We start from the raw sequence: 26,515 nt of genomic DNA, 5'->3' as shown, positions 1-26,515 counted from the left end.
TCAAGTGTCTTGACGATGACCCGCTCGACGTCCGCGTCGGTGATCTTCCGGGGGACGCCGGGCCGCGGCTCGTCGGACAGGCCGTCCAGGCCCCGTTCAAGGAAGCGCCGCCGCCAGGTGCGGACCGTGTCCGGAGTGACCCGCAGCCGACGTGACACCTCCATGATCGAGTGTCCCTCTGCGCACTCCAGCACGATCCGCGACCGCTGGGCCAGCGCCTGAGCCGTCGTACGGCGACGTACCCAGCCCTCCAGCACAGCCCGCTGGGCATCGGTCACCGACAACGGCGGAATCTTAGGACCCGGACGACTCATACCGAACCAACGATGAATCTCCGACTCGGGTCACTAGGACACGGTCAGGTAGATCTTGCGCACGGTTTCGATGGTCTTCCAGACACCGACGTAGCCCGGCTTCATGACAAAGCTGTCGCCTGCCTTGTAGACCACCGACTCGCCGCCTTCCGGCGTGAGTTCGACGACGCCGGAAAGGATGTGGCAGAACTCGAAGAGCTCGCCCTTGATCGAGCGCGTCTCGCCGGGCGTCGCTTCCCAGACGCCCGTTTTGATCGTTCCCTCGCGGGCGGCGTCCTGGGCCCACGTCTTGTACGTCGGGTCACCGGAAATCAGGCGCTCCGGCAGCGGGCTGGACTCCTGGGGTGCGAAGGAGGGGTTGGGATCGATGGTCTTCAGGAGCGACATGCTTATTCCTTTACTGTTTCGGGAACGGCATGAGTCGGGAACGGACATACCAAGGTCGCCGGACCGACCAAGCTGCGGACTGTTGCTGTCCGTCGAGTATCTCCGTCACCCCGCACGGAGCCCACGCGTGATCTGTCCGTTGCGGACACGGTGATCGGACGTTGTGTCAAGCACGGGGCCGGCAATCGGCATTCCCGGCCCTCTCGGCCCGGGGAGATATGAGACCTCCGCCGTGTGCACCCGCAGCGGTGTCCTTACAACAAGACTGCGCCGAGGCGGCGGAAGTGGGCGGCTACCTGGTCTTGAACCGGCCCGGACGCACGAAGTCCAGGCCGTCGACGGTCTGCTTGCCGAGCGCCTCGTGTGCGGCGATCTGCCCGAAGCCGGTCGGCATTTTGAAGCCCTTTCCCGAGAATCCCGTGGCGCAGTAGACCCTGGAAGAATTCGGTGACGATGTCGGTGACCTTTTCTGATTCTTCCCTGGTGAGTTCTCTGGGCACGCGGTCCGGGTCGGGGGTCTTCCTTTCGCGTCCGTCCAGCGGTGCGTCCACCGATGCCTTGACAATCACACCGTCGACCGCGGGTGCGCCGAACATGGAGCGATCACCGTACAGCCGGCTGAAGACGGGGAAGTTTTGATATCCGAGACGGCCTTGAGGTGGTCGGGCATGAGCCTTCGGGACCAGCCGCCCGAGGCGACGATGACGCTCTGCCCCATTGACGCACGCGGCGAGCGCGAGGGCTGGGGCCGTCGTGACGATCGGGAAGCTCATGTGCCTGTTGACCTGCAGGGCGGCGGCCACAGCGCCTGCGGTGCGGAGTACGGTTCTGCGGCCTGTCCGGTCGCATCGCGCGTCAGATGCCCAGCATCTGGTTGAGCTCGTTCAGGGACTTGATGGTCACGTAGTCGTAGCCGTGAGTCACCGGGTCGCAGCCGCGGTCCAGGAGGACGAGATTGCGGAAGCCCATGTCGTGCATCGGCATCAGGTCGTAGCGGGTGTGCGAGGAGACGTGCACGAAGTCCTCGGGGGACGCGTCGAGCTGGTCGAGCATGTACTCGAAGGCCGCGTACCGGGGCTTGTAGTAGCCGGCCTGCTCCGCGGTGAAGACCGCGTGGAAGTCAGCGCCGAGCCGGGGCACGCTCTCCTCGAGGAAGGCGTCTTCGGCGTTGGAGAAGATCACCAGCTTGTAGTTCCCGCCCATCTTCTTCAGCGGTTCCGGCACATCCGCGTGCGGGCCCCAGCTGCGCACGCCGTCCGCGAACCGCTTGCCGGCGTCCGGGGCTGCCTTGATGCCCCACTTGCGGCAGACCCGCTCGAAGGAGTCCTGCAGCACCTGCTCGTAGGGGTAGTACTCGCCGCGGACCTGGTCGTAGCGGTAGCCGCGGAACTCCTTGACGAACTGGTCCCAGTGCTCGGCCGGGATCTGGTCGCCGACGAGTTCACGCGTGATGGGGGTCATCGGCCACTCGATCAACGTGCCGTAGCAGTCGAACGAGACGTACTTCGGGCGGAACTGGAACGAGGGAACGGGCATGGAAGCGCTCACTTTCCTGCTGCGGGGAACTGGTTACGGGCGACGGCAGCGGGCACGGTCCGGCCGTACGCCGGCCCGACCCGCCCCCGCCGCTTTCGGGCATGCCTATGACAGGGATGTCGGGGTGGGGGATGATGCGGTCGGCGTTCGGCGGGGTCAGGCGGCGTCGACTCGCGCCGGAGCGAGGAAGTCGACGGGGTGGTCGGTGGTGCCGTCGAGCGCCAGGTCGGCGGCGATCTCTCCCATGGCGGGCGAGAGCTTGAAGCCGCTGCCGGAGAATCCGGCCAGGACGATGATGTCGTCCTCGCCGGGGAGATGGCCGACGAGCGGGTTTCCGGACTTGGTGTAGCCCTCCATGTAGGCCGACATCCTGATGGGGTCGGGGTTCAGGTCGGGCATGAGTTCACTGATGAGCTCGTGGAAGGTGCCGAGTTCCTCGGGGCGGACCGTACGGTCGAGCCGTTCGGGTTCGGGCACCGGCGCATGGTATTTGAAGGACAGACCGAGCTTGACGGAGATGCCGTCGGGCGACGGGATCCCGAAGCAGTCGTGGGGTGTGCTGCGCACGAAGGAGGGAGCCCCGCCCGCGAACCAGTCGTAGCGGGTGGGCAGGTGCCAGGAGCAGACCACCCGGCGGACGTCGACGGTCTGCGGCAGTTCCGCGAGCAGTGTGTTGATCCAGGGGCCCACACTCACCACGGCGGCGTCCACATGGTCCGTGCCCTGGTCGGTGACGACGTTCACCCCGCCACCGGCCGCGGGGACGACCTCCCGCACCGGGGTGTAGCGGCGCAGCCGGGCACCCAGCTGCTCGGCACGCGCGGCGGCCGCCTGGATCGACGCCTCCGGCCTGATCATGGCGCCCAACCGGTCGAGTACGGCGGTGTGCCCGTCCGGGAGACGATGCTGCGGGTAGCGGCGGGCCAGGGCGTCCCGGTCCAGTGCCTCGTGATCCAGGCCATGGGCGGCGCTGGTGGACAGCAGGAGGCGCATGGCAGGCGAGGCGGTCTCTCCCATCACGAGGCTGCCGCTGCGGCGGCGCAGCTGCCGGCCCGTCTCCGCCTGGAGCTGCTCCCACAGCTCGTCCGCGAGCCGCAGCAGCGGAATGTACCCGGGTTCGCCGAGGTGGGCGGCTCGGAAGATGCGGCTCTCGCCCCCGGCCGCGCCGCGGTCGTGGCCCGGCGCGTACCGGTCGTAGCCGATGACCTCGGCTCCGCGGGCGGCCAGCCGCCACATGGCCTGGCTGCCCATGCTGCCGGCGCCGATCACGGCGACGCGCTTCGGGATGCTCATGAGGTCGCTCCCTTCTTCCGGTTTTGTCCCGCTGGGAATGGCGTTCACCATCAGCCCGGGAGACCTGCGGGTCAACCCACCCTTTGTGTCACCTTGAGGCAGGGGGGACGGCTCAGATGAGTTCGATCAGCTTGTCGGTGAACTCGGCGGTGCCCGCGGTTCCGCCCAGGTCACGGGTGCGGACATCGGTCTTGGCCAGGACCGTGGCGATCGCGTCCGTGATGTCCCTGGCCGCGGCGGGATGGCCGAGGTGGTCGAGCATCATGGCCGCGGACCAGATCGCGCCCAGCGGGTTGGCGATGCCCTGGCCGGCGATGTCGGGTGCGGAGCCGTGCACCGGCTCGAACATCGAGGGGAAGTCCCGCTCGGGGTTGAGGTTGGCCGCCGGAGCGATGCCTATGGATCCGGCTACGGCCGCCGCGAGGTCGCTGAGGATGTCGCCGAAGAGGTTGGAGGCGACGACGACGTCGAAACGGGCCGGGTCGAGGACGAACTTGGCCGCGAGCGCGTCGATGTGCTCCTGGTCCCAGGTGACCTGCGGGAACGAGGCGGCCCGCTCGGAGACGAGCTGGTCCCAGAACGGCATGGTGTGCACGATGCCGTTCGACTTGGTCGCGGAGGTCAGGCGGCCGCCGCGCTGGGAGGCGAGCGTGAAGGCGTAGTCCAGCACGCGTGTGACCCCGGCCCGGGTGAACACGGCCTCCTGCACGGCGATCTCCTCCGGGAACCCCCTGTGGAGCCGGCCGCCGACCTCGCTGTACTCGCCTTCCGTGTTCTCGCGCACGACGACGACATCGACCTCTCCCGGCCGTGCGCCGCGCACCGGACTGTCGATGCCTTCGAAGACACGGATGGGCCGGAGGTTGACGTACTGGCGGAATTCGCGCCGGATCGGGATCAGCAGCCCCCACAGCGAGACATGGTCGGGCACCCCCGGGTATCCCACCGCGCCCAGCAGGATCGCGTCCTTGTCGCGCAGCTGGTCGATCCCGTCGGCGGGCATCATGGCGCCCTCCCGCAGGTACCGTTCGCACGACCAGTCGTACGACGTGTAGGACAGGTCGAAGCCGTGGCGGCGGCCGACGACATCGAGTACCTGCTGTGCCGGCGGCAGTACCTCGGCGCCGATGCCGTCGCCCGGGATCAGGGCAATGCGGTGGTTCTTCGTCATGCCGACGATTGCAGCAGGGCGGTCCGCAGGGCGTCCAAGACGCAAAGCGGATCTCCTTTATAAGCCGTACCTATCAGCGGTCGGCGGCCGAGGTCGCGGCCGCGACGAACGCCGAGGCTGCGGGCGACAGGATGCCGCGGCGGGCGACGAGGGCGATGTCCAAGGTGCTCTCCGGCTCAATGTCGAGGACGCGGGCGCCCAGCCGCCCGGCGAGGTCCCGCCAGGAGTCCGTGACCACCGCGAGTCCGACCCCGGCCAGCACCAGGGGCATCAGCGACACCCGGTGCTCGGTCTCGACCGCGACGGTGAACTCGATTCCCTGCTCGCCCAGCGCATCGACGTAGGCCCGCATCCCGGTACCCGACTGCCCGACGATCAGCCGCTGTCCCGCAAGCTCCCGGTACTCCACCGCCGTTCGTCCGGCGAACGGGCCGTCGGCCGACACCACCAGCACGAAACGCTGCCGCCCCAGCGAATAGGAGACGACCTCTTTGTCGGAAAGAGAACCGGCGGACGCCAAGAGCCCCAGCTCCACCGCACCCGTGCGCACCATGTCGATCACATCACGCGCCGTGAACGCCGCATTGATCGTCACGGAGACACCGGGATAACGGCGGCTGAAGGCACTCACCAAGCTCGTCAGCGGCTCCACCGCCTGTGACGGCATCGACGCCACATCCAGGCGCCCCTCACGCAGCTCATGCACCGCCGCAACACTCGCCCGCGCCGTCTCCAGACTCCGCACGGCCTCCCGGGCAGGCTCGATCAGGGCCCTTCCCGCCTCCGTCAGCACGGCCCTGCGCCCGATGCGATGGAACAGCTCGGAGCCGAGATCACGCTCCAGTGCCCGCACTGCCTGCGACAGCGACGGCTGGGACACGTACAGAGCCGACGCCGCACGGTTGAACCCCCCACGATCAACAATCGCGAGGAAGTACTCCAGCTGCCGAATGTCCATACGCGCCCTCCGCCCTGGAAGACATAGACCGACGACTCGACCGGTCCCGACCATGGTGGCGTGAAGGATCGCCTCGACGCAGTACGGATCACCGACGCACTGGCCGTCATCCTCACCGACTCCAAGACCTCGGATCCGGCTCGCTCCACACCTCGTACCGCCACCCGCGCGACGTGACCGCTTCACGCGTCCAGACGAGAGTGCAGGCGACCGAAGTCGGCGAACATCAGCCGCCCCGGCTCCAGCCGCGACTCGTAGATCACTTGATCGTCCAGTGGCCGGCCAATCGGTGCCCGATCAGTGCTGCTGCAACTACTCGTCCACAGAGCACGATTTCCATCCCCGTGTCCTATTGGCCAAGTGGCGGCCATCGCTGATGGAAAGTGGCCACGGGGTCTGGAAACCTACTCCCGCTCAGCCGCCGTACGCGCCCGAAGCGGTCAGACGCAGCGCCGTGTCGATCAGCGGCACGTGGCTGAACGCCTGCGGGAAGTTGCCGACCTGGCGCTGCAGGCGTGGGTCCCACTCCTCGGCCAGCAGGCCGAGGTCGTTGCGCAGCGACAGCAGCTTCTCGAACAGCTTGCGGGCCTCGTCGACGCGGCCGATCATCGCCAGGTCGTCGGCCATCCAGAACGAGCAGGCCAGGAACGCGCCCTCGTCACCGGGCAGACCGTCCACGCCCTCGTCACCGCCCGAGGTCGGGTAGCGCAGGATGAAGCCGTCCGGGGTGGACAGCTCCCGCTGGATCGCCTCGATGGTGCCGATGACCCGCTTGTCGTCCGGCGGCAGGAAGCCCATCTGCGGGATCAGCAGCAGGGAGGCGTCCAGCTCCTTCGAGCCGTACGACTGCGTGAAGGTGTTGCGCTCCTTGTCGTAGCCGCGCTCGCACACGTCCCGGTGGATGTCGTCGCGCAGTTCCCGCCAGCGCTCCAGCGGGCCGTCCGCGTCACCGGACTCGATCAGCTTGATCGTGCGGTCGACGGCGACCCAGGCCATCACCTTGGAGTGCACGAAGTGGCGGCGCGGGCCGCGCACCTCCCAGATGCCCTCGTCCGGGTCCTGCCAGTGGTCCTCCAGGTAGCGGATCAGCTTCAGCTGGAGCAGGGAGGCGTAGTCGTTGCGGGCGAGGCCCGTCATGTGGGCCAGGTGCAGGGCCTCGGTGACCTCGCCGTACACGTCCAGCTGGAGCTGGTGGGCCGCGCCGTTGCCGACCCGGACCGGGGTGGAGTTCTCGTAGCCCGGCAGCCAGTCCAGCTCCGCCTCGCCCAGCTCGCGCTCGCCGGCGATGCCGTACATGATCTGCAGGTTCTCCGGGTCGCCGGCGACCGCCCGCAGCAGCCATTCGCGCCAGGCGCGGGCCTCCTCGCGGTAGCCGGTGCGCAGCAGCGAGGACAGGGTGATCGCCGCGTCGCGCAGCCAGGTGTAGCGGTAGTCCCAGTTGCGGACGCCGCCGATGTCCTCCGGCAGGGAGGTGGTCGGCGCGGCGACGATGCCGCCGGTCGGGGCGTACGTCAGGGCCTTCAGCGTGATCAGCGAGCGGACCACGGCCTCCCGGTAGGGGCCGTGGTACGTGCAGTGGTCGACCCACTCGCGCCAGAAGTCCTCCGTCGCCTCCAGCGACTGCTCCGGCTCGGGCAGCGGCGGCGGCTCCTTGTGCGAGGGCTGCCAGGAGATCGTGAACGCGATCCGGTCACCCGGCGCGACCGTGAAGTCCGCGTAGGTCGTCAGCGACTTGCCGTAGGTCTCCGCGGATGTGTCGAACCACACGGAGTCGGGGCCCGCGACGGCCACCGTGCGCCCCTCGTGCTTGTGCACCCACGGCACCACCCGTCCGTAGGAGAACCGCATCCTGAGCGCCGAGCGCATCGGCACGCGGCCCGAGACGCCCTCCACGATCCGGATCAGCTGCGGGGCGCCGTCACGCGGTGGCATGAAGTCGGTCACCCGGACCGTGCCCCGCTGGGTGTCCCACTCGGATTCCAGGATCAGCGAGTCGCCCCGGTAGCTGCGCCGCGCGGCGGTGGGGGGCTGCTGGTCGGAGGCGTAGGCGGGTCCGAGCCGCCAGAAGCCGTGCTCCTCGGTGCCCAGCAGGCCGGCGAAGATGGCGTGCGAGTCGAAGCGGGGCAGGCACAGCCAGTCGACTGTCCCGTCCCGGCAGACCAGGGCAGCGGTCTGCATGTCTCCGATGAGTGCGTAGTCTTCGATGCGCCCGGCCACGTGCAACTCCAGTCGAACGGCCACGTCACCCCACGAGGGGGCTGTCGCTAGTGCGGTCAAGGGGGGTTTCAGCAGGTCTTGCAATGCGTCATTGAGCGATGAAGCAAAACAGGTCGCTCAGCCGTGATGCAAAGCGTCAATTGTTGCTCAACGAACTGACGAGCTCACGTTGTTCCGGTGCTTACGGGCGGGGGGTGGTGCCGTTGGGCCGGACGGGCTCGGCAGCGAGTGTCCGAGCAGGATACGACGCACGCAGATGATCTGGGTGCTCGTCCAGGCAAGGTGGGTACGCCGAACGAGTGAGCAACGGGTGAGGAAGCGGTGAGTGTGGCCGCCTCCGTGTCGGGATGTGTGCGGAGCGTGGCCGGAAGCCATCGCCCCGCGGCGCTGATACGCTGGTAGCCCGTGGACCGGTGGGCCCCTTCCCGACAGGGAACCCCCGAACCGCAGCGACGGCACCCCGGAGATCTCCGGCGGGCAGCCGTACCGCACCCCCAGACCGCGACCACGGGAGCCCCGTCTTGGCCATGCCGCCCGCCGCTTTTCGTAATTCGACGACCAAGCACATCTTCGTCACCGGGGGTGTCGCCTCCTCGCTGGGCAAGGGCCTGACGGCCTCCAGCCTCGGCATGCTGCTCAAGGCCCGCGGTCTGCGCGTCGTGATGCAGAAGCTCGACCCGTACCTGAACGTGGACCCGGGCACGATGAACCCCTTCCAGCACGGTGAGGTGTTCGTCACCAACGACGGCGCCGAGACCGACCTGGACATCGGCCACTACGAGCGCTTCCTCGACCGCGACCTCGACGGCTCCGCCAACGTGACCACCGGCCAGGTCTACAACACCGTGATCGCCAAGGAGCGGCGCGGCGAGTACCTGGGTGACACCGTGCAGGTCATCCCGCACATCACCAACGAGATCAAGCACCGCATCCGCCGCATGGCGACGGACGAGGTCGACGTCGTGATCACCGAGGTCGGCGGCACGGTCGGCGACATCGAGTCGCTGCCGTTCCTGGAGACCGTCCGCCAGGTCCGTCACGAGGTCGGCCGTGACAACGTCTTCGTCGTCCATATCTCGCTCCTGCCGTACATCGGCCCCTCGGGTGAGCTGAAGACGAAGCCCACCCAGCACTCGGTTGCGGCCCTGCGCAACATCGGTATCCAGCCGGACGCGATCGTGCTGCGCTGCGACCGCGAGGTGCCCACCGCGATCAAGCGGAAGATCTCGCTGATGTGCGACGTGGACGAGGCCGCCGTCGTGGCCTGTCCCGACGCCCGCTCGATCTACGACATCCCGAAGACGGTGCACGGCGAGGGCCTGGACGCCTACGTCGTCCGCAAGCTGGACCTGCCCTTCCGCGATGTCGACTGGACGACCTGGGACGACCTGCTCGACCGCGTCCACAACCCCGACCACGAGATCACCCTCGCCCTGGTCGGCAAGTACATCGACCTGCCCGACGCCTACCTGTCGGTCACCGAGGCGCTGCGCGCCGGCGGCTTCGCCAACCGGGCCCGCGTCAAGATCAAGTGGGTCACCTCCGACGACTGCAAGACCCCGGCGGGCGCGGCCCAGCAGCTCGGCGACGTCGACGGGATCTGCATCCCCGGCGGCTTCGGCGACCGCGGGGTGCTCGGCAAGGTCGGCGCGATCAAGTACGCCCGCGAGAACAAGATCCCGCTGCTCGGCCTCTGCCTGGGCCTGCAGTGCATCGTGATCGAGGCCGCGCGCAGCCTCGCGGACATCTCCGACGCCAACTCCACCGAGTTCGACCCGGCCACCGCCCACCCGGTCATCTCCACGATGGCCGAACAGCTCGACATCGTCGCCGGTGAGGGCGACATGGGCGGCACCATGCGACTCGGCATGTACCCGGCGAAGCTGGCCGAGGGGTCGATCGTGCGCGAGGTGTACGACGGCAAGGAGTACGTCGAGGAGCGCCACCGGCACCGCTACGAGGTGAACAACGCCTACCGCGCGGAGCTGGAGAAGAAGGCGGGCATCCTGTTCTCCGGCACCTCCCCGGACGGCAAGCTCGTCGAGTACGTCGAGTATCCGCGCGACGTCCACCCGTACCTGGTCGCCACCCAGGCCCACCCGGAGCTGCGCTCGCGTCCGACGCGTCCGCACCCGCTGTTCGCCGGGCTCGTCAAGGCCTCGGTCGAGCGGAAGACTTCGAAGTAACACACCAGTTGTACGGTGGCCGGGGTGCATCCCTTCAAAGGGTGTGCACCCCGGTTTCGTTTCAGCAGGTCGCGCGGCACGTGGAAGGACAGGCATGACGATCAAGGACACCCCGGAGGAGTGGGAGATCCGGGCGACGGCGACCCCCTTCACGGGCAACAAGACCTCCGTCCGCACCGACGACGTGGTCATGCCCGACGGCACCGTGGTCGGCCGTGACTACCAGGTCCACCCCGGCTCCGTGGCCGTCCTCGCCCTCGACGAGGCGGACCGCGTGCTGGTGCTGCGCCAGTACCGCCACCCCGTGCGCCACAAGCTGTGGGAGATCCCGGCCGGACTGCTCGACGTGCCCGGCGAGAACCCGCTGCACGCCGCGCAGCGCGAGCTGTACGAGGAGGCGCACGTCAAGGCCGAGGACTGGCGGGTGCTGGCCGACGTCTACACCACGCCCGGCGGCTGCGACGAGGCCGTCCGGATCTTCCTCGCTCGGGACCTGTCCGAGGCCGAGGGCGAGCGCTTCGCCGTCGCCGAGGAGGAGGCCGACATGGAACTCGACCGGGTGCCGGTCGAGGACCTCGTGCGGGGTGTGCTGGCCGGTGAGCTCCACAACAACTGCCTCGTCGTGGGCGTCCTCTCCCTGGTCGCCGCGCGGACCGGTGACGGGCTGGACGCCCTGCGCCCGGCCCAGGCGCCCTGGCCGGCGCGGCCGTTCGAGGCGTAGCGCTTCACCGGGGGCTGGGCCGGGGCGGGTGGGTGCCGCAGAGGTCGTCGGTCGGGTGCGGCGGCGTCGTGGCTTGTCGCGCAGTTCCCCGCGCCCCTTTCAGGGGCGCGCCCCCGACGGTGTCAGTCCTACGATCTGTTGATCCGATCGGGGGATGCCTTCGCCGTGCTCCACCCGGAACGTTGCAGAGCGTGAACTAGGCTCTGGGGCACGCCCGAACCGGAGTCCCGGCGGGCTCGCGTGTGCGGTGGGACGGGAGTGTGGCCCGTGACGGATCAGGTCGTGGAGACAGGCGACGTGCGGCCGGCCGGGCCCGCTGCCGGGGCGAGCGAGTTCCTCGGCCGCACACGGGAGTTGAAGGAACTGCGCGCCGACATCGAGCGCGCCGGACTGGACACCCTGGCCGGCCGCAAGCCACCCCGCGCACGCGTGCTGCTCATCGCCGGCCGGCCGGGCTCGGGCCGCACCGCACTCGCCGAGGAGCTCGTCCGGCAGGTCGCTGACCGTTACCCCGACGGAGTCCTGCGCGCCCGCCTCACCGACCCGGACGGCACCCCCGTACCCGTCGGACGCGCCGCCCGGAACCTCCTCACCGCCCTGGACGAGCAGGCTCCCGCCGGGGCCTGCGAGGACGACCTCACCGACGCCCTGCGCACCGCCCTGGCCGACCGCCGCACCCTGCTCCTGCTGGACGACGCGGCCGATGCCGAGCAGGTCGACGCCCTGCTGCCCGACACCCCCGACTGCCTCGTCGTCGCGGTCTCCGAGGGCCCGCTGACCGGCATCTCCGACGTCCGCCCCTGCACCCTGGGCGGACTGGACGCCAAGTCCGGGGTCGAACTGCTGGCCCGGCACACCGGCTCGGTCCGCATCACCGTCGACCCCCGGGCCGCCGAGGGCCTCGCCGAGGAGTGCCAGGGGCAGCCCGCCGCGCTGATGCTGGCGGGCGGCTGGCTCGCGGCCCGCCCCAAGGCCGCCATCTCCGACCTGGCCAAACAGTTGCGCGCCGACGACTCCGAGGGCACCGCCCTGACCCGGGTCTTCCGGCTCGCCCATGCCGCCCTGCCCACGACCGCCGCCCGGATGCTGCGCCTGCTCGCCCTCGCCCCGGCCGGCCTCGTGGACCCGCAGACCGCGTCCGCGCTCGTCGGCTGCTCGGTCGACAGCGCCCGTACCCTCCTCGACGACTTCGTCGCGCTGGGCTTCCTGCACGCGGTGGACTCCCCGCTGCCGCAGTACGAGGTGCCCGGCTGTCTGCACCCGCAGCTGCGGATCCTCGCCGAGCACCACGAACGCCCGGCCGATCTCCAGTTGGCCCGCGCACGCATGCTGGAGCGCACCGTCCGGCTGCTCCAGGCCTGCCGGGCGATCACCGAGACCGACAGTCCGCAGGCCCGCCAGAAGCTCCTCGACATGCCCCGCGCGCTGCGCTTCCCCACTCCGCGGGCGGCCGCCGACTGGCTGAGCCTGACCCGCCCCGCCCTGCTGGCCGCGGCCCGGCTCGCGGTCGCCGACGGTGAGCTGGACACCCTGGCCCGACGGCTGATGTCCCAGCTGGTCCGGGCGATGGCGGCGCACGTCGGCACCCGGGCCGCCGCGCCCGACCTCTACGAGATCCACGGCATGGTGTTCGACGTCGCCGAGCGCCGTGAGCTGCCCCGGGAGCGGGCCGCCGCCCTGCTCAACCTCGGCGACCTGGACGCCCGCACCGGCCGTACGGCCGACGCCCTGGCGCGCTACCGGGCCGCGCTGGACGCCGGGCGCGAGGTGAACGACCCGTACGCGACCGGCCGCGCGATGGAATCCGTAGGCGGCGCGCACCTGGAGCTCGGCGACTTCGACCGGGCCGCCGACTGGTTCGGGCGTGCCCTGGTCGAGCGGCTCGCCCGGGGGGAGCGCGCCGAGGCCGCCCGGCTCTACGGGCGCATCGCCGCCGCCCACACGCTCGCGGGCCGCTACGGCGAGGCCCTGCGGAACTGGCGCGCGGCGATCGCCGGTCACCGCAAGAACGGCGACGTGGCCGCCCAGGCCCGGGCCCTGGGCGAGCTGGCACGGGTCCAGGAGTACGCGGGCCGCCCGGAGGAGTCGCTGCGCACCTGCCGGGAGGCCGTCGAGTGGGCGCGGCGCGCCGAGGACCCGCGGCTGCAGGCGGCCTTGCACCTGCGGGTCGCCGACACCCTCGAACGCCTGGGTGATCCGGCGTCGGCGGGGCTGCACCGGGGCGCCGCCGAGGGGCTTCTCGGCGAATCAAACCTTCAAACTGACCCTGACGCCTGCGAAATCCGTACCGCATCAGCCGAAGATTGATGCAATGAAAGGCTGGACAGCGAGAACACCTTCATTAGACTGGCTCTGCCGCACGTTCTCCTGCGGTCTCTCCCGGTGTGCCCGCGCGTGCCCGGGTATGTCTAAGTAAGACCCCCCATACCCTCTGAGCCAAGGACCGTGATCGACGTGAAGGTCGGCATCCCCCGCGAGGTCAAGAACAACGAGTTCCGGGTGGCCATCACCCCCGCCGGCGTGCACGAGCTGGTGCGCCACGGCCACCAGGTCGTCATCGAGCGCGACGCCGGCGTCGGCTCCTCGATCACGAACGAGGAGTACGTCGCCGCGGGTGCGCAGATCCTGGGCACCGCCGACGAGGTGTGGGCCGCCGCCGACCTGCTGCTGAAGGTCAAGGAGCCCATCGCCGAGGAGTACCACCGCCTCCGCAAGGACCAGACGCTCTTCACCTACCTTCACCTGGCCGCCTCCAAGGAGTGCACGGACGCCCTGCTGGAGTCCGGCACCACGGCCATCGCCTACGAGACCGTCGAGCTGCCCAGCCGCGCGCTGCCGCTGCTCGCCCCGATGTCCGAGGTCGCGGGCCGGCTCGCTCCGCAGGTCGGCGCCTACCACCTGATGCGCGCCAACGGCGGCCGCGGTGTGCTGCCCGGTGGCGTCCCCGGCGTGCTGGCCGGCCGCGCCGTCGTGATCGGCGGCGGTGTCTCCGGATGGAACGCCGCACAGATCGCCATCGGCATGGGCTTCCACGTCACCCTGCTCGACAAGGACATCAACAAGCTCCGCGAGGCCGACAAGGTCTTCGGCACGAAGATCCAGACCGTCGTCTCGAACGCCTTCGAGCTGGAGAAGGCGTGCCTGGAGGCCGACCTCGTCATCGGCGCGGTGCTGATCCCCGGCGCCAAGGCCCCGAAGCTCGTCACCAACGAGCTCGTCTCGAGGATGAAGCCCGGAAGTGTCCTTGTCGACATCGCGATCGACCAGGGCGGCTGCTTCGAGGACTCCCGCCCGACCACCCACGCCGAGCCGGCGTTCCGGGTCCACAACTCGGTCTTCTACTGCGTCGCCAACATGCCCGGCGCGGTGCCCAACACCTCCACCTACGCGCTGACCAACGCCACGCTGCCGTACATCGTCGAACTGGCCGACCACGGCTGGGCGGACGCGCTGCGCCGCGACCCGGCACTGGCCAAGGGCCTCAACACCCACGACGGCAAGGTCGTTTACCGCGAGGTCGCCGAGGCGCACGGCGTGGAGCACGTGGAGCTGTCCTCGCTGCTCGGCTGAGCCGCCCACCGGCCCTCGGCAGCCGGTAAGTCGGCTAAGTAACCAACCGGCAAAGGCGATACGTCAACACCGGTCGTCAACGCCGCAAGCCAGGCCGGACCTTGCCCGACAAGGTCCGGCCGGATGTGTGTATGGTCACTTCGCGATTCTCGGGCAACTCGCCTCGAACGTAACCCTTCAACCGATTCGCACACCGGTGAAACCTGCCGTGCGACGGCCGTACGCCCTTGACAGCGGGATGTTTCATTGCCGACACATCGGGCCGGGTCCGGCGGATTGTGTTGCTGCGGACGCCCGACACGCCATAGAGTCGCCAGCTGTCGGCATGGTGCCACGCTGACCTGTCTAGAAGTTTCCTGGTCACCAAGGAGGTAAGACGACTTGTGAATGAGTCGACATTTACTCCCGGGGGTGGCCAACCAGGAATGCCTGCACGGGACCAGGAGCCCGCGGGACTCGCGGCTGTCGGCTCCGTCGCTGTGCGCACCTTCGCAGCCCACCAGAGTCAGCAGGCGACTCACACTGCACACCAGAAGATGGATGGCCATCACGTGAACGCCATGGCCGGCGACGGAAGTGGCGCGCCCCACAACCACTTCGCCGACTACGACGAACTGCCCGAGGGGCACTTCTACGACCCCGACGCGGAGTACGAGCCCGACCCCGAGTACGCGGCCACTCTCGCGCCCGACGCGGCCAGACAGCGCCGGGAGCGTGTCGGCCCGACCGGGCGGCCGCTGCCGTACTTCCCGATCCCGGGACCGCTGCCCGAACACGGTCCCGCGAAGATCATCGCGATGTGCAACCAGAAGGGCGGCGTCGGCAAGACCACGTCGACCATCAACCTGGGTGCCGCGCTCGCGGAGTACGGACGCCGGGTCCTGCTCGTGGACTTCGACCCGCAGGGCGCGCTGTCGGTCGGACTCGGTGTCAACCCGATGGAACTCGACCTCACCGTCTACAACCTGCTCATGGAGCGGGGGATGGCGGCCGACGAGGTGCTGCTGAAGACGGCGGTCCCCAACATGGACCTGCTGCCCAGCAACATCGACCTGTCGGCGGCCGAGGTCCAGCTGGTCTCCGAGGTCGCCCGCGAATCGACGCTGCAGCGCGCCCTGAAGCCGCTGCTGCCCGACTACGACTTCATCGTCATCGACTGCCAGCCCTCGCTCGGCCTGCTCACGGTGAACGCCCTGACGGCCGCGCACAAGGTGATAGTGCCTCTGGAGTGCGAGTTCTTCGCGCTGCGCGGCGTGGCCCTGCTGACGGAGACCATCGAGAAGGTCCAGGAACGGCTCAACCCGGAGCTGGAGCTCGACGGCATCCTCGCCACCATGTACGACTCACGCACGGTGCACAGCCGTGAGGTGCTCGCGCGGGTGGTCGAGGCGTTCGACGACCACGTCTACCACACGGTCATCGGGCGCACGGTCCGCTTCCCGGAGACCACGGTCGCCGGTGAGCCGATCACGACGTACGCCTCCAACTCCGTCGGTGCCGCCGCCTATCGCCAGCTCGCCAGGGAGGTGCTCGCCCGGTGTCACGCCGAGTGAGTCTGCCGGGGGCCGACGAACTCTTCCGTACGACAGGGGGGATGGCGCTTCAGTCGTCCCAGCCCAGGCGTCAGGCGGGCGGCGACGCCCGGGTGCCCGCTCCGGCGGGGGAGGGCGACGCGGCGGCCGCCGCGGCGGAGGACGCGCCGCAGGCGGTGCCCGCGCAGGGCGGTGACGGCGAGGGTCCGGAGCATGTCGCGGCGGACGCGGAGCCGGCCGAGGCCGGGGAGGGCCACAGTCGTTCCGCGGCCGGCGAGCGCTCCGGCGCCGCCCGTCGGCAGGCGGCGCAGGAAGGTTCTGCCACCGGTGCCGCAGCGGCCGCGCCCCGCAAGCGCGGGCGGAACCCCTCGCGCCGCCCCAGCGGCCGTGAGCGGCACGACGAGAAGATCACGGTGTACGTGTCGGCCGAGGAGCTCATGGACCTCGAGCACGCCCGTCTCGTCCTCCGTGGCGAGCACGGTCTGGCCGTGGACCGCGGGCGCATCGTCCGCGAGGCGGTCGCGGTGGTCCTCGCCGACCTGGAGTCCCGCGGAGACGCCAGCATCCTCGTACGACGACTGCGCGGGCGGTAGCGGTAGCCTGCGGGGGCCATGACCTCGAACGCTTCCCCCCCTCCCCCCAGCGGCCGGCCCGGCCGCCGGCGTGCGCTGGGGCGGGGAGCGGCGGCCCCCGAGACCGAGCAGCTCGGCGCTCCCACGGCACCGGACCCGGCAGTTCCGCCGGTCGAGCAGCCGACGCATGCTGTGGAGGCGGGCTGGACAGTTCCGCCGGTCGAGGAGCCAGGCCCTGTTGTGGAGGCGGACCGGGTGGTTCCGCCGGTCGAGCAGCCAGGCCCTGTTGTGGAGGCGGACCGGGTGGTTCCGCCGGTCGAGGAGCCGGAGGAGACGGTCCCGGCCGCGGTGGCGCCTGCGGGCGGGGCGGCCGGGCAGGGCGAAGCCGTCCCCGGCCCCCGGCCCCCGGCCGACGATGCCGAAGCCACCGGCGACGGGGTTTTCAAGGTCCGGCTCGCCAATTTCGAAGGGCCCTTCGATCTGCTGCTGCAGCTGATCTCGCGGCACAAGCTGGACGTCACCGAGGTCGCGCTGTCGAAGGTGACCGACGAGTTCATGGCGTACATCCGGGCGATGGGGCCGGACTGGGACCTGGACGAGACGACCGAGTTCCTGGTCGTCGCCGCCACCCTGCTCGACCTGAAGGCCGCGCGGCTGCTGCCCGCCGCCGAGGTGGAGGACGAGGGCGACCTCGCACTGCTCGAAGCGCGGGACCTGTTGTTCGCCCGGCTGCTCCAGTACCGCGCGTACAAGCAGATCGCCGACATCTTCAGCGGGAGGCTCGACGACGAGGCCCGGCGCTACCCCCGGACCGTCGGGCTCGAGGCGCACCACGCCGAGCTGCTGCCCGACGTCGTCATCAGCATCGGGGCGGAAGGATTCGCCAAGCTCGCCGTCAAGGCGATGCAGCCCAAGCCCAAGCCGCAGGTCTACGTCGACCACATCCACGCCCCGCTGGTCAGCGTGCAGGAGCAGGCGCAGATCGTCGTGGCCCGGCTCAGGGAGCTCGGCGAGGCCGGCTTCCGGGCCCTCGTGGCGGACACCGACGACACCCTGACCATCGTGGCGAGGTTCCTCGCCCTGCTGGAGCTGTACCGCGAGAAGGCCGTCGCCCTGGAGCAGGAGACCGCGCTCGGGGACCTGCTCGTGCGGTGGACCGGCGGCGACGGGGACGAGACACCGACCGTCACCGACGAGTTCGACCGGCCGCCCGAGCCGCCGAAGGAGGAGAAGAAGGCGTGAGCGAGCGAACGACCGATCTGCCGGCCGGGCCGCGTACCGTCGCCGATCTCGACCTCAAGCCCGCCCTGGAGGCCGTCCTCATGGTCGTGGACGAGCCCGCCACCGAGGAGCACCTCGCGAAGATACTGGAGCGGCCGAGGCGCCAGATCGCGGACGCCCTGCGTGAGCTGGCCGACGAGTACACCGTCCAGGGCCGCGGTTTCGAGCTGCGGTACGTCGCGAACGGCTGGCGCTTCTACACCCGGGCCGCCTTCGCGCCGGCCGTGGAGCGCTTCGTCCTGGACGGCCAGCAGGCCCGCCTCACCCAGGCCGCCCTGGAGACCCTGGCCGTCGTCGCCTACCGCCAGCCGGTCAGCCGCAGCCGGGTCTCCGCTGTCCGCGGAGTCAACTGCGACGGCGTCATGCGCACCCTCCTCCAGCGCGGCCTGATAGAGGAGGCGGGCACGGAACCCGAAACAGGTGCGATCCTGTACAGGACGACGAACTACTTCCTGGAGCGGATGGGCCTGCGCGGTCTGGACGAGCTCCCGGAGCTCGCGCCCTTCCTCCCGGAGGCGGAGGCGATCGAGGCCGAGACCCAGGAGGGCGTACCGTCGTTCGACCCGGACGCGCCCGACGACGACGTGCCGGGCAGCCCGGTGAGCCCGGGGAACCACGACGAAGACGACCAGACGGAACTTTGATGCGAAGCAGCAGCGGCAGGAACAGCAGCGGAAACAACGGCGGGAGCCGTGGTGGCAACAGCGGCGGCCGCGGCGGGAGTGGTGGTGGTCGCGGCAACTTCCGCGGCGCCGGCAACAACCGCGACGACAAGCAGGGCAGTGGCCGTCCGAAGAAGCCGCGCCCCGAGGAGCGCCGCTACGACGTGGGCCCCGGGGCGACCAAGGACGGCCCCAAGGCCGGACGTGGCGGCGCGGCCCGCGGTGGTGCCAAGGGCGGGCCCAAGCAGCCCCAGCGGCCGGGCCGCACCGCCCCGGCGCGCCCCCGTGAGTACGAGGCGCAGATCGAGGAGCGCAACCGTGACCGGTACGCCGGGAAGAAGGAGGTCAAGCTTCCGAAGACCTTCCCCGGCGCGGAGCAGGAGGGCGAGCGGCTGCAGAAGGTCCTCGCGCGCGCGGGCTTCGGGTCCCGCCGCGCCTGCGAGGAGCTGATCGAGCAGGCCCGGGTCGAGATCAACGGCGAGATCGTCCTGGAGCAGGGACGGCGCGTCGATCCGGAGAGGGACGAGATCAAGGTCGACGGCCTGACGGTCGCCACCCAGCGTTTCCAGTTCTTCGCGCTGAACAAGCCCGCCGGTGTCGTCTCGACGATGGAGGACCCGGAGGGCCGGCAGTGCCTCGGTGACTACGTCACCAACCGCGAGACCCGGCTCTTCCACGTCGGCCGGCTCGACACCGAGACCGAGGGCGTCATCCTGCTCACCAACCACGGTGAGCTGGCCCACCGGCTGACGCACCCGAAGTACGGCGTGAAGAAGACCTACCTCGCGCACATCGTCGGCCCCATCCCGCGCGACCTGGGCAAGCAGCTCAAGGACGGCATCCAGCTGGAGGACGGCTACGCCCGCGCGGACCACTTCCGGGTCGTCCAGCAGACCGGCAAGAACTACCTCGTCGAGGTCACCCTCCACGAGGGCCGCAAGCACATCGTGCGCCGGATGCTGGCCGAGGCCGGCTTCCCGGTCGACAAGCTGGTCCGGGTGGCGTTCGGGCCGATCACCCTGGGCGACCAGAAGTCGGGCTGGCTGCGGCGGCTGTCCAACACCGAGGTCGGGATGCTGATGCAGGAGGTCGACCTCTAGACCTTGTGAGTGACCGGCACCCCCTTTTATAGTCGTGCTGACTATTAAAGGGGGTGCTGCTGCATGGACGGCTACGACAAGTACGCCCACGAACCCTTCGCCGTCACCGTCGACCTGGCCGTGTTCACCCTCCGGGAGGGCGCGCTGCACGTGCTGCTCGTCGAGCGCGGACAGGAGCCGTACGCCGGGCGGTGGGCCCTGCCCGGCGGATTCCTGCGGCCTGACGAGTCCGCCGAGACGGCCGCCCGGCGTGAACTCGCCGAGGAGACCGGCCTGTCCGACGTCTCGGGGCTGCACCTGGAGCAGCTGCGGACGTACAGCGAGCCCGGCCGCGACCCCCGGATGCGGGTCGTGTCGGTCGCCTTCGCCGCACTGCTGCCCGACGCACCCGAGGCGCACGGCGGCAGCGACGCCGCGCAGGCCCGCTGGGTGCCGTACGGGACGGCCGGGCCGCTCGCCTTCGACCACGACCGCATCCTGGCCGACGCCCACCACCGCGTCGGGGCCAAGTTCGAGTACACCTGCCTCGCCACCGCCTTCTGCCCGCCCGAGTTCACCCTCGGCGAGCTCCAGCAGGTCTACGAGACCGTGTGGGGCACCGAGCTGGACCGGCCCAACTTCCGGCGCAAGGTGCTCGCCACGCCGGGCTTCGTCGAAGCCGTCCCGGGCGCCGCGCGACTGACCGGCGGTCGCGGCAAACCCGCCGCCCTGTACCGCGCCGGAACCGCCACCGCCCTCCACCCGCCTCTCCTCCGGCCCACCCGGGAAGGACGCCCCGCATGACCATGCTCGTCCACAAGCAAGCCGCCACCGGAGCGCTCACGGGCCTGGCCCTCGGGGATGCGCTGGGCTTTCCGACCGAGTTCAACGACGTCCCCTCGATCCTCGCCAAGTGCGGGCCGTGGCGGCGGATGGAGCTGCCGCATCGCGCCTTCGTCTCGGACGACACCCAGATGACGCTGGCGCTCGGGCGGGCGGTGCGGACGGCGATGGACCGGGGGCTGCTCACCCCGCTGCGGCTGGCCCGGCCCCTGCGTGAGGAGTTCGTGGACTGGCACCAGTCCCCGGACAACAACCGGGCTCCGGGCCGTACCTGCATGAAGGCCTGCTACCTGCTGAAGGACGAGTCCCGTCCCTGGCAGGACGCCAGCCAGATCGACAGCAAGGGCTGCGGCGCCAACATGCGCGTCGCGCCCCTGGGCCTGGTGTCCGGCCTCAGTGACGAACAGCGCGCGGGGGCCGCCCAGTTGCAGTCCGCCCTCACCCACGGGCATCCCACCGCGCTCGCCGCCTCCGACCTCACCGCGCACGCCGTACGGCTGCTCGCGCAGGGCGCCGAGCCGACCGGGCTGATCGGCCTGCTGCGCTCCTACGCCCTGGAGAACCGCAGCCACTACCACGAGCGCTGGCTCGGTGACCTGTGGCGGCGGGCCGGGGATCCGAGCCCCGGGCAGTTCATCGCCCGCGGCTGGGACGAGTGCCTGGAGGCCCTCGAACGGCTCCGGCACGCCGTGCGCACCGTCTCGCCGGAGACCGACCCGTGCCTGGCCACCGGCGAGGGCTGGATCGCCGAGGAGGCGTTCGCGACCGGGCTGTTGTGCTTCCTGCTCTTCGTCGACGAGCCGGTGACGGCCCTGCGCCGGGCCGCCTGCACCGCCGGCGACTCGGACTCGATCGCCTGCCTGACGGGCGCCTTCGCGGGCGCGTACCTGGGCGCGGAGGCCTGGCCCACCGAGTGGGCCGACCGCGTCGAGTACCGGAGCGACCTGCTCACCCTCGGGGCGCTCTGGGACGCCTGACGGCCCGCTGCCGGGCGCGCGCCCTCAGGCCAGGCGGATCGAGTTCCCCTCCACGGTGATCTGCTCGGCGGGCAGCGGCCGGGTCGCCGGGCCATGGGTCACCGCGCCGTCGGCGATCTTGAACTTACTGCCGTGGCAGGGGCAGTTGATCGTGCCGTCGGAGACGGACCCCACCGTGCAGCGCTGATGGGTGCAGATCGCCGAGAAGGCTTTGAACCGACCCTGCTCCGGCTGGGTCACCACGACCTCCTCGTCCTTGAAGATCTTTCCGCCGCCGACCGGGATCTCGTCGATGCTGGCCAGGACCTGCCCGGCGGGGCCGCCCGTCGTGTCCTGGCCGGTGGGGGAGGCCGTCGACGCGGAACCGCTGTCGTCGCCGCCCCCGCCGCAGGCCGCGACGAGTGCCGCCGCCGTCGTGGCGCCGGTGGCGAGGAGAACCGTGCGGCGCGTGGTCTCGTAGGTCATGTCGTCACTCCGAACGTGCCAAAGGGGGTTAATCGGGACATCCCTCGTCTAGGCACTGAACTTACCCAAAGGTCTCGTTCCTGGCGTCTCACCGGGCGGGCGCCGCGCACCCGGGTCGCGCGGGCTGACTAGGCTGGTCGGACGTAGAGCGACACGCACGTCAGCAAGGAGCATCGCCGTGGCGGTACGAGCGGTCCGGGGCGCCGTCCAACTGGAACGGGACGAGGCCGGGCACATGGACGAGCAGGTCGGAGCCCTGCTCACGGAGATCCTCGAGCGCAACGATCTCGCCGCCGACGACCTGATCAGCATCTGGTTCACGGCCACGCCCGATCTGCACAGCGACTTCCCGGCCGCGGCCGCCCGCAAGCTGGGCATCGTCGACGTGCCGCTGATCTGCGCCCAGGAACTGGACATCGAGGGCGCCATGCCCCGAGTCGTCCGCGTCCTCGCGCACATCGAGTCCGACCGGCCCCGGGCCGAGATCGCCCACGTCTACCTCGGCGCCGCGGCCGCCCTGCGCAAGGACATCGCCCAGTGAGGACCGCACTCGTCATCGGCACCGGCCTCATCGGCACGTCCGCCGCCCTGGCCCTGTCCCAGCGGGGCGTCACCGTGCACCTCGCCGACCCGGACCCCGAGCAGGCCCGTACGGCGGCCGCGCTCGGGGCCGGCACGGACGAGGCGCCGGACGGTCCCGTCGACCTCGTGATCGTCGCCGCCCCGCCCGCGCACGTGGCCGACGTGCTCACCGACGCCATGCGGCGCGGTGCGGGACGCGGCTACCTGGACGTCGCCAGCGTCAAGGGCGGGCCGCGCCGCGAGCTGGAGGCACGCGGCCTCGACCTGTCCGCGTACATCGGCTCGCACCCCATGTCGGGCCGGGAGAAGTCCGGCCCGCTGGCCGCCACCGGCGACCTCTTCGAGGGCCGTCCCTGGGTGCTCACGCCGACCCGGGACACCGACACCGAGGTGCTGAACCTCGCCCTGGAACTCGTCTCGCACTGCCGCGCCGTGCCGGTGGTGATGGACGCCGACGCCCATGACCGCGCCGTCGCCCTCGTCTCGCACATGCCGCACCTGGTCTCCAGTCTGGTCGCCGCGCGCCTGGAGCACGCCGAAGAGGCCGCCGTACGGCTGTGCGGGCAGGGCATCCGGGATGTGACGAGGATCGCCGCCTCCGACCCGCGGATGTGGATCGACATCCTCTCCGCGAACCCCGCGCCGGTCGCCGACCTGCTCACGGACGTCGCAGCGGATCTGGAGGAGACCGTGCGCGCCCTGCGCGCCCTGCAGTCCTCCGACGACCACAAGCGGCGCGAGGGCGCCGGCGGGGTCGAAGACCTGCTGCGGCGCGGCAACGCAGGCCAGGTGCGTGTCCCCGGCAAGCACGGGTCCGCGCCGCGCGCCTACGAGGTCGTGGCCGTGCTCATCGACGACCAGCCGGGGCAGCTGGCCCGGATCTTCGCCGACGCGGGCCTGGCCGGCGTCAACATCGAGGACGTACGCATCGAGCACGCGACGGGGCAGCAGGCCGGTCTGGTGCAGCTGATGGTGGAGCCGAAGGCCGCCCCGGTACTGAGCGCTGCGCTGCGGGAACGAGGCTGGGCTCTTCGGCAGTAGGGGGTGCGGTCGGTGGGCCGTTTCCAAGGGCTGCCGCCTCCGGGCCCCGCTTCGGCCTGAGCGGCCTCGTCCTCAAGCGCCGGACGGGCTGATGCCGGCCGAGCGCCGTCGGCACGACGCGCGGCCGGACGAGTGACCCGCACCCAGTAACCTTGTGCGGGGCACTCGCGCCCTCACCCCCGCCGAGCCCGGTTCAGGAAGGTCCCCACTGTGGAAAGCGCCACGCCAGTGATTGTCGCCATCGACGGCCCCGCCGGCACCGGCAAGTCGAGCACCTCGAAGGCCGTGGCGGCCCAGCTGGGGCTGAGCTACCTGGACACCGGAGCCCAGTACCGGGCGATCACCTGGTGGATGGTGAGCAACGGCATCGACATAGATGACCCGTCCGCCATCGCCGCCGTGGCGGGCAAGCCCGAGATCGTCTCCGGCACCGACCCGGAGGGGCCCGCCATCACGGTCGACGGTGTGGACGTTTCGGCTCCGATCCGCACCCAGGAGGTCTCCTCCAAGGTCAGCGCGGTCAGCGCGGTGCCCGAGGTGCGCGCGCGGATCACCGAGCTGCAGCGCTCCATCGCCGCCTCCGCGGAGAAGGGCATCGTCGTCGAGGGCCGGGACATCGGCACGACCGTGCTGCCCGACGCCGACCTCAAGATCTTCCTCACCGCCTCCCCGGAGGCGCGTGCCGCCCGCCGCAGCGGTGAGCTGAAGGGCTCCGACGTCCACAGCACCCGCGAGGCCCTGATCAAGCGGGACGCCGCCGACTCCAGCCGCAAGACCTCCCCGCTCGCCAAGGCGGACGACGCCGTCGAGGTGGACACCACCGAGCTCACGCTGGCCCAGGTCATCGAGTGCGTCGTCACCCTCGTCGAGGAGAAGCGGGCCGGAAAGTGACCGAGCTTCCTTCGGCGCGGGGTGCCGAGGTCGGGCGGCGCATCGGCGTCGGCCTGATGTACGGGCTGTGGAAGCCGCGCGTGCTCGGCGCCTGGCGGGTGCCCGCGAGCGGCCCGGTGATCCTCGCGGTCAACCACTCCCACAACATCGACGGCCCGATGGTCATGGGCGTGGCGCCCCGGCCCACGCACTTCCTGATCAAGAAGGAAGCCTTCATCGGCCCGCTGGACCCCTTCCTGCTCGGCATCGGGCAGGTCAAGGTCGACCGCGACACCACCGACCGCACGGCGATCACCCGGGCGCTGGGCGTCCTGGACAGCGGCGGCGTGCTCGGCATTTTCCCGGAGGGCACCCGGGGCGAGGGCGACTTCGCCTCGCTGCGCGCCGGCCTGGCGTACTTCGCGGTGCGCAGCGGCGCCCCGATCGTGCCGGTGGCCGTACTGGGAAGTTCCGAGAGGCGGGGACGGTTGATAAAGGGGCTGCCTCCACTGCGCTCCCGCGTCGACGTCGTCTTCGGCGAGCCCTTCGAGGCGGGCGACGGCAGCGGTCGCCGGACGCGCAAGGCGCTGGACGAGGCGACCGGGCGCATCCAGAAGCAGCTGGCGGCCCACCTGGAAAACGCCAGGCACCTCACCAGGCGCTAGGCGACACTGAGTAGTGGATCAGCCCGGAACACACCGGGTACTCCACCGACCACCACGAATGAACGACGAGGTACGGACTTCATGAACGACCACATCCAGCCCGACGGCTCGGACGCGTCCGAGGGCGCCCACGAGCACGACCACGGGGCGCTCGGCGACGCCGAGTTCGCGGAGTTCATGGAGCTCGCCGCGGAGGAGGGCTTCGACCTCGAGGACGTCGAGGGCGCCATCGAGGAGGCGGGTCACGGCCCGCTGCCCGTGCTCGCCGTCGTCGGCCGCCCCAATGTCGGCAAGTCGACTCTGGTGAACCGCATCATCGGGCGCCGTGAGGCCGTCGTCGAGGACAAGCCCGGAGTCACCCGCGACCGGGTGACCTACGAGGCCGAGTGGGCGGGCCGCCGCTTCAAGGTCGTCGACACCGGCGGCTGGGAGCAGGACGTCCTCGGCATCGACGCCTCCGTGGCCGCCCAGGCCGAGTACGCGATCGAGGCCGCCGACGCGGTCGTCTTCGTCGTCGACGCCAAGGTCGGCGCCACCGACACCGACGAGGCCGTCGTCCGGCTGCTGCGCAAGGCCGGCAAGCCGGTCGTGCTGTGCGCCAACAAGGTCGACGGCCCCAGCGGCGAGGCCGACGCGTCCTACCTGTGGTCGCTGGGCCTGGGGGAGCCGCACCCGGTCTCCGCGCTGCACGGCCGCGGCACCGGCGACATGCTCGACCAGGTCCTGGAGGTGCTCCCCGAGGCGCCGCGCCAGACCTTCGGCGGGGGCGGCATCGGCGGCCCGCGCCGCATCGCCCTGATCGGGCGCCCGAACGTCGGCAAGTCCTCCCTGCTGAACAAGGTGGCGGGCGAGGAGCGCGTCGTCGTCAACGAGCTGGCGGGCACCACCCGCGACCCGGTCGACGAGCTGATCGAACTCGGCGGCGTCACCTGGAAGTTCGTCGACACGGCGGGCATCCGCAAGCGCGTCCACCTCCAGCAGGGCGCCGACTACTACGCCTCGCTGCGCACGGCGGCCGCCGTCGAGAAGGCGGAGGTCGCGGTCATCCTGATCGACGGCTCAGAGTCCGTCTCGGTGCAGGACCAGCGGATCGTCACCATGGCCGTCGAGGCGGGCCGCGCGATCGTCATGGCGTACAACAAGTGGGACACCCTCGACGAGGAGCGCCGCTACTACCTGGAGCGGGAGATCGAGACCGAGCTCGGCCAGGTGGCGTGGGCGCCGCGGGTCAACGTCTCGGCGCGCACCGGCCGGCACATGGAGAAGCTCGTCCCGGCGATCGAGACCGCTCTGGCGGGCTGGGAGACCCGGGTCCCGACGGGACGGCTGAACGCCTTCCTCGGTGAGCTGGTCGCCGCTCACCCGCACCCGGTCCGGGGCGGCAAGCAGCCGCGCATCCTGTTCGGCACGCAGGCGGGTACCAAGCCGCCGCGGTTCGTCCTGTTCGCCTCCGGCTTCATCGAGGCGGGCTACCGGCGCTTCATCGAGCGCCGCCTGCGCGAGGAGTTCGGCTTCGACGGGACGCCGATCCACATCTCCGTGCGGGTGCGCGAGAAGCGCGGCAGGAAGAAGTAGCGCGAAGCGCCACAAAGG

Annotated in this window: 24 protein-coding genes; 16 read left to right on the top strand and 8 right to left on the bottom strand. The window is 70.6% G+C overall.

Going from position 1 to position 26,515, the window contains the following annotated elements:
• The 7 genes from ACFY5B_RS15650 to ACFY5B_RS15620 all read right to left on the bottom strand — a co-directional run.
• On the bottom strand, positions 1-278 hold a 278-nt coding region (locus ACFY5B_RS15650; RefSeq protein WP_389969212.1), incomplete at its 3' end, for a helix-turn-helix domain-containing protein.
• Between the two features lie 69 nt (positions 279-347).
• Positions 348-701 (bottom strand): cupin domain-containing protein, encoded by a 354-nt coding sequence (locus ACFY5B_RS15645; protein WP_389969182.1) that lies wholly within the window; start codon positions 699-701, stop codon positions 348-350.
• Positions 702-1,556: 855 nt separating this feature from the next.
• Positions 1,557-2,237: a haloacid dehalogenase type II gene (locus ACFY5B_RS15640; RefSeq protein ID WP_389969180.1), complete on the bottom strand. Its 681-nt coding sequence runs from the start codon at positions 2,235-2,237 to the stop codon at positions 1,557-1,559.
• Between the two features lie 156 nt (positions 2,238-2,393).
• Complete coding sequence (gene solA / locus ACFY5B_RS15635; protein WP_389969178.1) at positions 2,394-3,530, bottom strand: N-methyl-L-tryptophan oxidase; 1,137 nt, start codon at positions 3,528-3,530, stop codon at positions 2,394-2,396.
• Between the two features lie 112 nt (positions 3,531-3,642).
• On the bottom strand, positions 3,643-4,701 hold the full coding sequence (locus ACFY5B_RS15630; protein WP_389969176.1) for a tartrate dehydrogenase: 1,059 nt from the start codon (positions 4,699-4,701) through the stop codon (positions 3,643-3,645).
• Between the two features lie 73 nt (positions 4,702-4,774).
• A complete protein-coding gene (locus ACFY5B_RS15625) occupies positions 4,775-5,659 on the bottom strand; it encodes a LysR family transcriptional regulator (protein ID WP_389969174.1) in 885 nt (294 codons plus the stop codon).
• A gap of 414 nt (positions 5,660-6,073) precedes the next feature.
• Positions 6,074-7,876 carry a glycoside hydrolase family 15 protein gene (locus ACFY5B_RS15620; protein ID WP_344462131.1) on the bottom strand — a complete coding sequence of 601 codons (1,803 nt, stop codon included), beginning with the start codon at positions 7,874-7,876 and terminating at the stop codon, positions 6,074-6,076.
• A gap of 527 nt (positions 7,877-8,403) precedes the next feature.
• Between ACFY5B_RS15620 and ACFY5B_RS15615 the strand changes: the two genes are divergently transcribed.
• The 11 genes from ACFY5B_RS15615 to ACFY5B_RS15565 all read left to right on the top strand — a co-directional run bounded on the left by ACFY5B_RS15615 (position 8,404) and on the right by ACFY5B_RS15565 (position 21,299).
• Entirely contained in the window at positions 8,404-10,062 is a 1,659-nt protein-coding gene (locus ACFY5B_RS15615) for a CTP synthase (RefSeq protein WP_389969210.1), read from the top strand.
• A gap of 94 nt (positions 10,063-10,156) precedes the next feature.
• Complete coding sequence (locus ACFY5B_RS15610; RefSeq protein WP_389969172.1) at positions 10,157-10,783, top strand: NUDIX domain-containing protein; 627 nt, start codon at positions 10,157-10,159, stop codon at positions 10,781-10,783.
• Between the two features lie 267 nt (positions 10,784-11,050).
• The gene (locus ACFY5B_RS15605; RefSeq protein ID WP_389969170.1) at positions 11,051-13,090 is read left to right on the top strand and encodes a tetratricopeptide repeat protein; all 2,040 of its coding nucleotides are present in this window, start codon (positions 11,051-11,053) and stop codon (positions 13,088-13,090) included.
• 138 nt (positions 13,091-13,228) lie between these two features.
• The gene (gene ald, locus ACFY5B_RS15600) at positions 13,229-14,353 is read left to right on the top strand and encodes an alanine dehydrogenase (protein WP_389969168.1); all 1,125 of its coding nucleotides are present in this window, start codon (positions 13,229-13,231) and stop codon (positions 14,351-14,353) included.
• Between the two features lie 425 nt (positions 14,354-14,778).
• Entirely contained in the window at positions 14,779-15,906 is a 1,128-nt protein-coding gene (locus ACFY5B_RS15595) for a ParA family protein (RefSeq protein ID WP_107458077.1), read from the top strand.
• Positions 15,891-16,478 carry a hypothetical protein gene (locus ACFY5B_RS15590; protein ID WP_389969166.1) on the top strand — a complete coding sequence of 196 codons (588 nt, stop codon included), beginning with the start codon at positions 15,891-15,893 and terminating at the stop codon, positions 16,476-16,478. The genes ACFY5B_RS15595 and ACFY5B_RS15590 overlap by 16 nt, the downstream gene beginning before the upstream one ends.
• Positions 16,479-16,496: 18 nt before the next feature.
• Positions 16,497-17,699 (top strand): segregation/condensation protein A, encoded by a 1,203-nt coding sequence (locus tag ACFY5B_RS15585; RefSeq protein ID WP_389969164.1) that lies wholly within the window; start codon positions 16,497-16,499, stop codon positions 17,697-17,699.
• On the top strand, positions 17,696-18,382 hold the full coding sequence (scpB, locus tag ACFY5B_RS15580; protein ID WP_389969162.1) for an SMC-Scp complex subunit ScpB: 687 nt from the start codon (positions 17,696-17,698) through the stop codon (positions 18,380-18,382). Before ACFY5B_RS15585 ends, scpB begins: the two co-directional genes overlap by 4 nt.
• The gene (locus ACFY5B_RS15575) at positions 18,382-19,500 is read left to right on the top strand and encodes a pseudouridine synthase (RefSeq protein WP_389969160.1); all 1,119 of its coding nucleotides are present in this window, start codon (positions 18,382-18,384) and stop codon (positions 19,498-19,500) included. Before scpB ends, ACFY5B_RS15575 begins: the two co-directional genes overlap by 1 nt.
• Positions 19,501-19,563: 63 nt before the next feature.
• Positions 19,564-20,283 carry an NUDIX domain-containing protein gene (locus ACFY5B_RS15570; protein ID WP_389969158.1) on the top strand — a complete coding sequence of 240 codons (720 nt, stop codon included), beginning with the start codon at positions 19,564-19,566 and terminating at the stop codon, positions 20,281-20,283.
• On the top strand, positions 20,280-21,299 hold the full coding sequence (locus ACFY5B_RS15565; protein ID WP_389969156.1) for an ADP-ribosylglycohydrolase family protein: 1,020 nt from the start codon (positions 20,280-20,282) through the stop codon (positions 21,297-21,299). Before ACFY5B_RS15570 ends, ACFY5B_RS15565 begins: the two co-directional genes overlap by 4 nt.
• A 24-nt stretch (positions 21,300-21,323) precedes the next feature.
• Here the strand turns inward: ACFY5B_RS15565 and ACFY5B_RS15560 are convergent, their stop codons facing one another.
• A complete protein-coding gene (locus ACFY5B_RS15560; protein ID WP_389969154.1) occupies positions 21,324-21,764 on the bottom strand; it encodes a Rieske (2Fe-2S) protein in 441 nt (146 codons plus the stop codon).
• Positions 21,765-21,942: 178 nt separating this feature from the next.
• On the opposite strand from ACFY5B_RS15560, the gene aroH reads away from it, so the two are divergent.
• The 5 genes from aroH (at position 21,943) to der (ending at position 26,497) form a co-directional block, all read left to right on the top strand.
• On the top strand, positions 21,943-22,305 hold the full coding sequence (gene aroH / locus ACFY5B_RS15555; protein WP_344461948.1) for a chorismate mutase: 363 nt from the start codon (positions 21,943-21,945) through the stop codon (positions 22,303-22,305).
• Positions 22,302-23,387: a prephenate dehydrogenase gene (locus tag ACFY5B_RS15550; RefSeq protein WP_344461950.1), complete on the top strand. Its 1,086-nt coding sequence runs from the start codon at positions 22,302-22,304 to the stop codon at positions 23,385-23,387. The genes aroH and ACFY5B_RS15550 overlap by 4 nt, the downstream gene beginning before the upstream one ends.
• Before the next feature lie 228 nt (positions 23,388-23,615).
• Entirely contained in the window at positions 23,616-24,278 is a 663-nt protein-coding gene (gene cmk / locus ACFY5B_RS15545; protein WP_389969151.1) for a (d)CMP kinase, read from the top strand.
• Entirely contained in the window at positions 24,275-24,922 is a 648-nt protein-coding gene (locus ACFY5B_RS15540) for a 1-acyl-sn-glycerol-3-phosphate acyltransferase (protein ID WP_053672310.1), read from the top strand. Before cmk ends, ACFY5B_RS15540 begins: the two co-directional genes overlap by 4 nt.
• An 81-nt stretch (positions 24,923-25,003) precedes the next feature.
• Positions 25,004-26,497 carry a ribosome biogenesis GTPase Der gene (gene der / locus ACFY5B_RS15535; protein ID WP_389969149.1) on the top strand — a complete coding sequence of 498 codons (1,494 nt, stop codon included), beginning with the start codon at positions 25,004-25,006 and terminating at the stop codon, positions 26,495-26,497.
• The last annotated feature ends 18 nt before the right edge of the window (positions 26,498-26,515 follow it).

Origin of the sequence: Streptomyces sp. NPDC013187, from assembly GCF_042899705.1 — a bacterium.
GTDB classification, from domain to species: Bacteria; Actinomycetota; Actinomycetes; order Streptomycetales; family Streptomycetaceae; genus Streptomyces; species Streptomyces hawaiiensis_A.
This window is presented reverse-complemented; position numbering and strand designations above follow the sequence as displayed.